The organism is Clostridium frigoris (genome assembly GCF_018861865.1).
GTDB lineage: Bacteria > Bacillota > Clostridia > Clostridiales > Clostridiaceae > Clostridium_AD > Clostridium_AD frigoris.
The window spans coordinates 1-10,831 of sequence record NZ_JAHLDV010000076.1 but is presented as its reverse complement, the minus strand read 5'-3'; the positions used below and the strand labels follow the sequence as shown (position 1 = coordinate 10,831).

At 32.7% G+C, this 10,831-nt stretch carries 8 protein-coding genes and 2 pseudogenes; 9 read left to right on the top strand and 1 reads right to left on the bottom strand.

All coding sequences use genetic code 11. From position 1 onward, the window contains the following. Positions 1 to 117 precede the first annotated feature (117 nt). A complete protein-coding gene (locus KPL37_RS17950; RefSeq protein WP_216151459.1) occupies positions 118 to 1,470 on the bottom strand; it encodes an APC family permease in 1,353 nt (450 codons plus the stop codon). Between the two features lie 315 nt (positions 1,471 to 1,785). On the opposite strand from KPL37_RS17950, the gene KPL37_RS17945 reads away from it, so the two are divergent. The 9 genes and pseudogenes from KPL37_RS17945 to KPL37_RS17905 all read left to right on the top strand — a co-directional run. Further along, positions 1,786 to 2,223, top strand: coding sequence for a MarR family winged helix-turn-helix transcriptional regulator (locus KPL37_RS17945; RefSeq protein ID WP_216151458.1), 438 nt, complete (start codon positions 1,786 to 1,788; stop codon positions 2,221 to 2,223). A 32-nt stretch (positions 2,224 to 2,255) separates the two neighbouring features. After that, on the top strand, positions 2,256 to 2,891 hold the full coding sequence (locus KPL37_RS17940; protein WP_216151457.1) for a DsbA family oxidoreductase: 636 nt from the start codon (positions 2,256 to 2,258) through the stop codon (positions 2,889 to 2,891). After that, a complete protein-coding gene (locus KPL37_RS17935; RefSeq protein WP_216151456.1) occupies positions 2,888 to 3,853 on the top strand; it encodes a tRNA dihydrouridine synthase in 966 nt (321 codons plus the stop codon). The genes KPL37_RS17940 and KPL37_RS17935 overlap by 4 nt, the downstream gene beginning before the upstream one ends. A gap of 120 nt (positions 3,854 to 3,973) precedes the next feature. Continuing rightward, positions 3,974 to 4,411, top strand: a complete 438-nt coding sequence (locus KPL37_RS17930) for a MarR family winged helix-turn-helix transcriptional regulator (protein ID WP_216151455.1) — start codon at positions 3,974 to 3,976, stop codon at positions 4,409 to 4,411. Positions 4,412 to 4,518: 107 nt separating this feature from the next. Beyond that, positions 4,519 to 6,251, top strand: a pseudogene (locus KPL37_RS17925) (ABC transporter ATP-binding protein). Next, complete coding sequence (locus tag KPL37_RS20440) at positions 6,244 to 6,399, top strand: hypothetical protein (RefSeq protein WP_216151454.1); 156 nt, start codon at positions 6,244 to 6,246, stop codon at positions 6,397 to 6,399. The pseudogene KPL37_RS17925 and the gene KPL37_RS20440 overlap by 8 nt, the downstream one beginning before the upstream one ends. Then, positions 6,390 to 7,910 (top strand): annotated as a pseudogene (locus KPL37_RS17915) (ABC transporter ATP-binding protein); the annotation flags it as partial. The gene KPL37_RS20440 and the pseudogene KPL37_RS17915, both read left to right, overlap by 10 nt. A gap of 357 nt (positions 7,911 to 8,267) precedes the next feature. Beyond that, the gene (locus tag KPL37_RS17910) at positions 8,268 to 10,175 is read left to right on the top strand and encodes an acyl-CoA dehydrogenase family protein (protein ID WP_216151452.1); all 1,908 of its coding nucleotides are present in this window, start codon (positions 8,268 to 8,270) and stop codon (positions 10,173 to 10,175) included. A 54-nt stretch (positions 10,176 to 10,229) separates the two neighbouring features. Further along, a partial coding sequence (locus KPL37_RS17905) for an FprA family A-type flavoprotein (RefSeq protein WP_216151451.1) occupies positions 10,230 to 10,831 on the top strand: 602 nt, incomplete at its 3' end.

Here is a 10,831-nt window from a genome sequence, read left to right as displayed (position 1 = left end):
AACATATTTATTAAAACATTAATTTCTATTGAACCGCCGTGTACCGAACGGTACGCACGGTGGTGTGAGAGGTCGCTAAATAAACTAATTATTTAGCTCCTACTCGATTGTTTTAATTTAATTAAGATTTACTTTTTTTGAAAACAAAGAACCAATACCCATTATAATTGCGAAGACAATTAGATATGCAACAACTGCTATTTTATGAGAAAAACAAGCAGCAACTATCATGAATATACATCCTGCTAATGAAACAATAGGCATTACGAATCTTTTAAATGAGTTTAAATCTTTTTCTTTTTTCATCATCATAATAAAAACGGGAATATATAATGCATAAATAGTAACTATAGGTAATTCTGATGAATCAAAACAAAAGAATCCAAACCAAGGTTTTGTTAAGTTAGCGCCATAAAAGTATAATAGCCATATAGCACAAAGAAGTAGTCCGAGTATAGATGAATTTGTTGGCATATTAGTTTCATTATCTATTTGTTTAAATATTTTTGGTTTTGGTCCAAATCCTCTTGCTGCTAGTGAATAAATACCACGAGTACATCCGAGCATTAATCCATTTAAAGTTCCAAGACAGGAAATAATAACAAATACAAATATTAGAGTACCACCTGCAGAGGAAAATATTTTTTGGAATGCCAATTTAGCTCCAGCTTCTCCGCCTTTCATCATAACTTGGTTTGTTACAGCTCCAGCTAGTCCTATATAGTAAAGAATATAAACAAGCATAATTATAAAAGTTCCTCCAACAAGAGCAAGTGGAAGATTTTTCTTTGCATCTTTTAGTTCAGCATTGATACTTGTAGCAATAATCCAACCCTCATATGCAAAGGCTGTTGCAACAACTGCTGTAAATAATGCATTCGCAGTATTTACTTTTGTAACTACTGTTGTAAAATTAATCATAGTCATACCACTATGGATACCTACGATTGACCCAATTATAGCCATTAAAATTAGTGGAATTAGTTTTATAACAGTTGTACTAACTAGAAATTTACCAGATAAAACTGGTGATAATGCATTTAAAGCATAGCTACCTATCAAATATAGACAGGCAATAGTCATACATTCACCACCTGTAATTGAAAATCCAAATAATACGCAGGTGTATCTAGCTGAAACCCATGCTAAAACTGATGTCAATGTTGGATAGTAAATTAGTGCCATAAACCAGCCAACATAATATCCATATTTCTCGCCCATAGTAGCTTCTGCGTAATCGACTATACCATTTACTTTCTCGTATTTCGTTGCCATTACAGCAAAAGTATAGGCACAAGAAATCATAATAATACCGCCAATAACCCAAGCCAAAATACCTAGTTTAAGATCCCCCCCAGTTGCAGTTAATACTTTCTCTGCTTTGAAAAAAACGCCACTACCTATAACAATGCCAACAACCATTGCTATTGCAGTAATAAGACCAAACTTTTTTTCTAATTTTGTTTCCATGATTAAATCACTCCTTTCATAATTCATAATTTGCAATTTTTAATAAATTTATTATATCATTACACTTCATAGCTATACAAGGATAAAATCAATAGCAACCTGGTTGATTAGCATATAGTTAGGACAACTATACTTGAGAAAAACTAGTAAATATTTAAATAATAAAAATAAAAAATGTTGTTTTTATGTTATATTTTTTTTATTTGAATATTATGACCAATTATTATAATAAATGATGAGTAGTTAATAATAACTATTGACAAAGAAAGTTCTAAGAGTTAATATAATTCGTATACGTACGAACGAGGTGAATAAATGAAAAAAAATTGTATATTAGGTAAGATAAACGAAATTAACTTTATTTCTAACAAGTTTATTGAAAAAAAAATAAAGGAAGAAGGATTGCCAATATTAAAAAATCATATTCCCTTATTTTATATACTGCCTGAAGATGGAAGTGCTTTGGTTTTTAGCGAAATATCAAACATATGGAAAATATCTAAATCTTCTTTGTCTGATATTATAAATAAGTACGAAAATCAAGGATTAATAAAAAAATGTATTTGTTCTGAAGATAAGAGAAGCGTATATATAAGTTTAAAACCAGAGGCGCTGTATATAAAACAGAAGATTGAGAGTATAGAAATTGAGATCTTAGATTTAATGTTAAATGGTTTCGATAGGAATGAAAGGCAGATTTTTGAAGAAAATTTTGATAAAGTTTTAAAAAATATAAAAAAAATGCAGAATTAGTAGAAAAATTAATTGAAGTGGGAGGAATAGTAATGAAAATAGAAGTGTGGTCAGATTTTGTGTGTCCATTTTGCTATATAGGCAAAAGGAGGTTAGAAATTGCTTTAGAAAAATTTGAGTATAAGGATGAAGTTGAATTAATATTTAAAAGCTTTGAGCTTGATCCATCAGCTAAAAAGAAATTTGATGGGAATATTAATGAAATTATAGCAAAAAAATATGGCATACCAGTAGAACAAGCTAAAGCATCAAATAACCAAATAGCAACACAGGCTAAAGTTATAGGTCTTAATTATAATTTTGATGATTTAGTCCCAACAAATACTTTTGATGCTCACAGGGTAGCTCATTATGCAAAAACACAAGGTAAGATGAATGAGTTATCAGAAAGAATTTTAAAGGCATATTTTGTGGACTCTTTAAATATATCTGATCATAAAGTATTAGCTAGTCTTGCTTGTGAAGTTGGTCTTAATAGTGAAAAGGCATTAAGTATTTTGGAATCAGATAAGTATAGTAACGAAGTAAGAAAAGATGAAGAAACAGCTTCGAAACTTGGAATAAGTGGTGTTCCTTACTTTGTAATTAATAATAAATATACGATATCTGGTGCACAACCATCTGAAATATTTTTAGAGGCACTTGAGAAAGCAAGAGAAGAGGAATGAAATATTATTTAGCACCAATGGAAGGAATTACGGGATACGTATATAGAAATTCTTATAAAAAATTTTTTAATAATATTGATAAATACTTTACACCTTTTATTGTTACAAATAAGAGTAGAAGTCTTAAGTCTAAAGAATTAAGAGATGTTTTGCCTGAAAATAATAAGGGAATGAATGTAGTTCCACAAATACTTACTAACGATTCAGAAGGTTTTATTATTACTTCTAGAAAATTACAACAATTAGGGTATAACGAGGTGAATTTAAATTTAGGATGTCCAGCTGGAACGGTTGTTTCAAAAAATAAAGGCTCAGGGTTTTTAGCCAAAAGAGAAGAACTCGATATATTTTTAGATGAAATATTTAAAATAGATGATATGAAAATTTCTATAAAAACTAGAATAGGAAAGGATAATCCAGAAGAATTTTATGAGCTAATAAAAATTTACAATAAATATCCTTTAGAAGAATTAATTATCCATCCGAGAATACAAAAAGATTTTTATGGGAACAAACCTAATTTGCAGGTATTTAAGGATGCATTGTCTTTAAGCATAAATCCAGTGTGTTATAATGGGGATATTTTTACTAGCGATGATTATAATAAATTAATGAAAACTTTTTCGAAAGTAAAAACAGTAATGCTAGGGAGAGGGATAATAGCTAATCCAAACTTAATGAATGATATTGAAAATAATACCAATATAGACAAAAAAACATTAAAAGATTTTCATGATGAAATTCTATATAAATATATAGAAGTATTTGATGAAGAGAGAAATGCAATATTTAGAATGAAAGAATTATGGGGGTATATGATTTATATATTCTCAGATAATAAAAAGTATGCTAAAAAAATAAAGAAGTCGCAAAACTTAAATGAATATAATGAAGCTGTATTAAGTTTATTTACTGAGCAGGAAATAATAGAAAAGGCTGGATTATTTAATAATAAATATTAAATAATCCAGCCCTGATTTTAGTCATAACAAATTAGTGGAAAACAATTTTTGATAAAGTTTGACAATTACAGCATCAAGTATTAAAATTGTTAGTATGCTAACATAATGGGGGGATGCTTTATGGATCGTTCAAAGGCCATAGGATTTGTAGTAAAAACACTTTCTAATCAAGTAAAACGTCAAATTGATATTAGCGTTTCAAAGTGTGAGATTGATGGTATAACAGGAACGCAGTGTTGGATCATTGATTACCTTTGTGACAACACATACAAAAAAGATGTTTTTCAAAAAGATGTTGAAATTGAGTTTAACATTAGAAGGTCTACAGCTACAGTTATTTTACAACTTATGGAAAAAAATAAATTAATAACGAGGGAAGCAGTGTCTTTCGATGCACGATTAAAAAAACTTATTCTAACTGAAAAAGCTTTTGGCATTCATCTAAAGATAGAAGCCCAAATTATTCAAGTAGAACAAAAAATTGCAAAGAATTTAACTGATGAAGAAATCGAAACCTTTCTTCAACTTGTAAACAAAATTTCAAAAAATATAGAATAGTTAACTATCTTCTTAGATATAGACAGACGGTTATTTTTTTTGATGTGTTGTTAGTTACCTAACTGTATAAATAATGACAAATATTAATGTGTGGAGGTTACCAAATTATGATTAAACGACTTGCAAAATGCGTAGGTGAGTATAAAAAAGATACCATCCTTGCGCCTGTTTTTGTAACATTTGAGGTTATTATGGAGGTTATAGTACCTTTCTTAATGGCGCGAATTATTGATAACGGAATCGCAAAGGGGAATTTAGGTTACATCGAAAAAATGGGTATTGTCCTAGTGTTATGCACTATATTTTCACTTTTTTTCGGTATGCAATCAGGAAGATATGCAGCAAAAGCCTCTGCAGGATATGCAAAAAATGTACGGCGAGAAATGTATTATAATATACAAAGTTTTTCATTCTCGGATGTTGAAAAATTTTCAAGTGCAAGCCTAGTAACTAGGTTAACTACAGATGTGACCAATGTTCAAAATTCCTACCAGATGATCATTCGTATTTTAGTACGGAGTCCGTTAATGCTTATTTTTTCTTTGATTATGGCGTTTAGCCTTAATGCAAAATTAGCTTTAGTATTTCTTGTAGCTATCCCATTTTTAGGACTTGGACTTTACTTAATTATTATCAACGCCCATCCTATTTTTGAGAAAGTATTTCGCACCTATGATCATCTAAATAATGTGGTGCAAGAAAATATAAGTGGTATTAGAGTTGTAAAGTCTTATGTCCGTGAAGACCATGAAAAGAATAAATTTGGAAAAGTATCCACAGAAATTTATAGCGATTTTTCAAAAGCAGAAAAATTATTAGCTTTTAACAGTCCACTCATGCAGTTTACCATGTATACCTGTATCCTTCTAATTTCTTGGTTTGGTGCGAAAATGATTGTAGGGTCAACAATGACCATAGGTCAATTAATGAGTTTACTGGCTTATGCTGCACAAATTTTAATGAGCTTGATGATGCTTTCAATGGTTTTTGTCATGATTACAATTTCTCGTGCTTCAGCAGAAAGAATTGTAGAGGTTCTAGATGAAAAAAGTGGTTTGCATAATCCAGAGCATCCTATTTATGAAGTGCCTAATGGCTGTGTGAACTTTGAAAATGTAGATTTTAGTTATAATGATGACAAAAATAAACTTTGCCTTAAAAAAATTTATATTTCTATAAAGGCGGGTGAAACCATTGGTATCATTGGTGGTACTGGAAGTGCAAAAACTACTTTTGTTCAACTAATTCCTAGACTTTACGACGTAACAGGTGGAAATATTTTAGTCGGTGGGGTAGATGTGCGTAAATATGATATACAAGCCTTACGTGATGAAGTTTCTATGGTTCTACAAAAGAATGTGCTTTTTTCAGGAACAATTAAAGAAAACCTTAGGTGGGGTAATAAAGAGGCGTCGGATGATGAACTCATAAGAGTATGCAAGTTAGCACAAGCAGATGATTTTATTTTGAAATTTCCACATAAATATGACACCTACATTGAACAGGGAGGTTCTAATGTTTCTGGAGGTCAAAAGCAAAGGATTTGTATTGCGCGTGCACTGCTAAAGAAACCTAAAATATTAATTCTAGACGATTCTACTAGTGCTATAGACACGAAAACAGATTCTCTAATCCGTCGTGCATTCAAGGAGGAAATTCCTAGTACCACAAAGATTATTATAGCTCAGCGTATCTCTTCGGTGGAGGATGCAGATAAGATAATTATAATGGATGCTGGTAGAATAGACGCCATAGGACTCATGATGAACTTTTAAAAACCAATAAAATATATCAAGAAGTCTATACTTCACAGATGAAAGGGGCAGAGACAAATGAATAATAATAACAAGTCCAAGCCTAAATCAGACGGAAAAACAATGAAAAGATTATTTTCATACGTTACAAGTACTTATAAAATACAGTTTGTAATTGTTATTGTATGTATATTAATCAGTGCTCTTGCAGGGGTGGGGGTACTCTGTCTATAAAATATTTCGATACTCATTCACATGGAGACATCATGAGTCGCTATACTAATGATATAGACACATTAAGGCAGATGCTCTCTCAAAGTATTCCTCAGATGTTTTCATCTGCAATTACTATTGTAAGCGTATTTTTGGCCATGATTTATGTCAGCTGGCATTTGACAGTGATTGTAATTATAATGGTTGTAGTTATGCTGTTTATCACTGGAAAAATCACTGGGAAGAGTTCTGAATTTTTTATTAAACAGCAAAGTTCTATGGGTAAAACAAATGGATTTATTGAGGAAATGATTAATGGACAAAATGTGGTTAAGGTGTTCTGCCATGAGGAAGATTCAAAAGAGCAGTTCGATCTTCTAAACGAAGAACTTTGTGATAATGCTACAAAAGCCAATAATTATGCCAATATACTCATGCCTATTATGTCGAATTTGGGTAATCTTCTTTATGTCTTGGTTGCCATTGTGGGAGGGGCTTTAGCAATAAGCGGAATTGGTGGATTAACACTAGGTGCTATTGCCTCTTTCTTGCAGCTTAGCAAAACCTTCAGCATGCCTATTGGTCAGATATCTCAACAACTCAACGCTGTTATTATGGCACTTGCGGGTGCACAACGTATTTTTGAATTGATGGATGAAGAATCTGAAGAAGATGAAGGTTATGTAACACTGGTAAACGCTAAATATGAGGAGAATATCTTAAGTGAAACTGTAAAGCGTACAGGAATATGGGCTTGGAAGCACCCTCATGAAGATGGCACTGTTACTTATACTAAATTAACAGGAGATGTGCAATTTTTCGATGTGGATTTTGGTTATAATGAAGAAAAAACTATATTGCATAATGTAAGCCTTGATGCACATTCTGGTGAAAAGCTAGCATTTGTTGGTGCGACTGGTGCTGGAAAAACTACTATAACTAATTTGATTAATCGTTTCTATGATATTCAAGATGGAAAAATTCGATATGATGATATCAACATTAATAAAATAAGAAAAAGCGATTTACGTCGTTCCCTTGGAGTTGTACTTCAAGATACAAATTTATTTACTGGTACTATTATGGAAAACATAAGATATGGCAAGCTTGATGCTACGGATGAAGATATTTATGGGGCTGCAAGACTTGCAAATGCTGATGGGTTTATTTCCATGATGCCAAAGGGTTATGATACTATTTTATCAGGGGATGGATCTGGCTTATCACAAGGTCAAAGACAATTATTGTCTATTGCAAGAGCTGCTGTTGCTAATCCTCCGGTTATGATCCTTGATGAAGCCACTTCTAGCATTGATACCCGTACAGAGGCGATTGTACAAAGAGGTATGGATTCACTTATGCAAGGCCGTACTGTATTTGTAATTGCTCACAGGCTTTCTACAGTGAAAAATGCTGATGAAATTATGGTGCTTGAGGAAGGGCGAATAATTGAGAGTGGTAATCACGAGAAGTTAATATCACAGAGGGGAAAGTATTATCAACTCTATACTGGCGCATTTGAACTTGAGTAAAACATTTACTATTGGACCATCGACTTAATAATAGTCGGTGGTTTTATTTTTAGTATTCCAATTTTTAAAGGAATTTAATAAATAATGTAGAAATCATTCTATATAAGAAATAATGGAATAATAATATTATTAGGATGATAATATTATTAGGATGATGAAAATAATTAAAGGTACTTCATTATGAAGTATATTCTAGCTGTTTTAATGGGGGAATATGAGGAAAAAGAAGTTCTAATTAAGGTTGTAATGTATATTTTTTAGGTATACAATGAAAGTATACAAATTAGGTGCACTTTAAAGAAGACGTTTACGAATTTAGATTTATTAAACAGTATTAATTAAAGGGAGGTATTATATATGCTTTTTAAGACTATGGAGCAACATGAAAATTTGAGGTTAAAAATTAGAGAATTTGCCGAGGAGGAAGTTAAACCTATTGCATTTATGTTAGATCAGGAAAATAAATTTCCTGATGAGGCTATTAATAAGTTAGCTGATATGGGGATGATGGGAATACCATATCCAAAAGAGTATGGTGGAGCAGGTTTAGACGTACTTAGTTATGCAATCGCTGTTGAGGAATTATCAAGAGTTGACGGTGGTACAGGCGTAATTCTTTCTGCTCATACATCACTAGGTTCTTACCCAATTGCAGCTTTTGGAACAGAGGAGCAGAAACAAAAATACTTGGTTCCACTAGCAAAGGGAGAGAAACTTGGAGCATTCGGTCTCACTGAAGAAAATGCTGGTAGTGATGCCGGTGGTACTGAGACAACTGCAGTACTCGATGGTGATAATTATATTTTGAATGGTGAAAAAATCTTTATCACAAATGCTGGTAAGGCTGATATTTATATTGTATTTGCAGTCACTACGCCGGATATAGGTATTCGAGGCATAAGTGCATTTATTGTGGAAAAGGACACCGAAGGGTTTAGTTTCGGTAAGCATTACGACAAGATGGGTATTAGATCATCTGTGACTGCAGAGCTAATATTCAACAATGTGAAAGTCCCTAAGGAAGATCTATTAGGCAACGAGGGTGAGGGTTTCAAGATTGCTATGGCAACTTTGGATGGCGGACGTATTGGTATTGCATCTCAGGCTCTAGGAATTGCACAAGGAGCTTATGAGAATGCTCTTGAGTACTCAAAAGAAAGAGTTCAATTTGGAAAACCTATCTGTCAGCAACAGATTATCTCTTTTAAGTTGGCTGATATGGCAACAAAGCTTCGTGCAGCTAGATTACTTATTTACAGTGCAGCAGAGCTTAAAGAAAATCATGAAAACTACAGTATGGAAGCTGCTATGGCGAAACAATATGCTTCCGATGTTTGTCTTGAGATTGTTAATGATGCACTTCAAATATTTGGTGGAAGTGGTTATTTAAAAGGTATGGAGGTTGAAAGAGCTTACAGGGATGCTAAAATTTGTACAATATATGAAGGAACTAATGAGATTCATCGCGTAGTTATCGCTGCCCACATCATAGGTAAGATGCCAAAAAACGAGAACACAGGTAAAGCTGCTAAGCGTGGGCCTGCTACAGGTTATCGTAAAAAAGTAATTTTTAGTGATGGAACTGCAAGTGAAAAAGTAGCTGCACTTGTGGAAGCTCTTAAGGCAGATAAATATGATTTTACAGTTGGAATTCCAATGGACACTCCTATTACTAAGGCTGAAAGAGTAGTCAGTATAGGTCTAGGCATTGGTGAAAAGGAAAATATGAAGCTTATAGAAGACTTGGCAGTTCAAGCCGGTGCAGCTATAGGATCTTCCCGTCCAGTAGCTGAAACTCTTAAATATTTACCACTAAATCGTTATGTTGGTATGTCTGGTCAAAAATTTAAAGGAAATCTTTACATTGCTTGCGGTATTTCAGGTGCAGGTCAGCATTTGAAAGGTATAAAGGATGCTAGTACAATTGTTGCTATAAACATAGATCCTAATGCGAAAATTTTCAAGAATTCAGATTATGGTATTGTTGGAGATATAACAGAAATATTACCACTTCTGACTGCGGCTTTAGATAATGGAGAAGCAAAGAAAGATGCTCCACCAATGGTGAAAATGAAGTCAGCAGCTCCGAAACGAATTATTCCAACTTGGAAACATTATGTATGTAATGGATGCGGTTATGAATACGATCCTGGCATTGGCGATGATGAAGGAGAAGTAGCTTCAGGTACTCTCTTTGAAAATATACCACAGGAGTGGACTTGCCCTACTTGCGGTGAAGAAAAAGATATGTTTATAGAAGTCTAATTACTATAATAATTAAATATAATAATATGTTTTTAGTGTAAAGGAGGATTATATATGTATTGTGTTAGAAATATAACTGAGGATCTTTATTGGGTTGGTGGAAGCGATAGACGTCTTGCCCTTTTTGAAAATATTCATCCCATTCCAAGGGGTGTTTCGTATAACTCTTATTTACTAATGGATAAGAAAACAGTACTCTTTGATACAGTTGATTGGTCAATTTGCCGTCAGTTTATTGAGAATATTCAACATATTTTAAAAGGAAAGTCCTTAGATTATTTGGTAATTAACCATATGGAACCAGATCATGCAGCGTGCATAGAAGAAATTATTCTTCGTTATCCTGATGTAAAGATTGTATGTAATCATAAAGCTTTCTTGTTTATGCATCAGTTCGGTTTCAATATAGATGACAATGTAATAGAAGTTAAAGAGGGCAATACAATGTCCTTTGGAAAACATATAGTTACATTTGTGGCTGCTCCAATGGTACATTGGCCAGAAGCTATGGTAACATTTGATACTACAAATGGTGTATTATTTTCTGCAGATGCTTTTGGATCTTTCGGATCATTGGATGGTAAGATTTTTAATGACGAGATGAACTTTGACCGCGACTTACTTGATGATGCTAGAAGGTATTATACAAACATTGT

Coding starts and splice junctions, on each gene's coding strand:
- KPL37_RS17935 (WP_216151456.1), top strand. CDS start 2,888: ATGAAATATTATTTAGCACCAATGGAAGGAATTACGGGATACGTATAT.
- KPL37_RS17950 (WP_216151459.1), bottom strand. CDS start 1,470: ATGGAAACAAAATTAGAAAAAAAGTTTGGTCTTATTACTGCAATAGCA.
- KPL37_RS17910 (WP_216151452.1), top strand. CDS start 8,268: ATGCTTTTTAAGACTATGGAGCAACATGAAAATTTGAGGTTAAAAATT.
- KPL37_RS17930 (WP_216151455.1), top strand. CDS start 3,974: ATGGATCGTTCAAAGGCCATAGGATTTGTAGTAAAAACACTTTCTAAT.
- KPL37_RS17945 (WP_216151458.1), top strand. CDS start 1,786: ATGAAAAAAAATTGTATATTAGGTAAGATAAACGAAATTAACTTTATT.
- KPL37_RS17940 (WP_216151457.1), top strand. CDS start 2,256: ATGAAAATAGAAGTGTGGTCAGATTTTGTGTGTCCATTTTGCTATATA.
- KPL37_RS20440 (WP_216151454.1), top strand. CDS start 6,244: ATGAATAATAATAACAAGTCCAAGCCTAAATCAGACGGAAAAACAATG.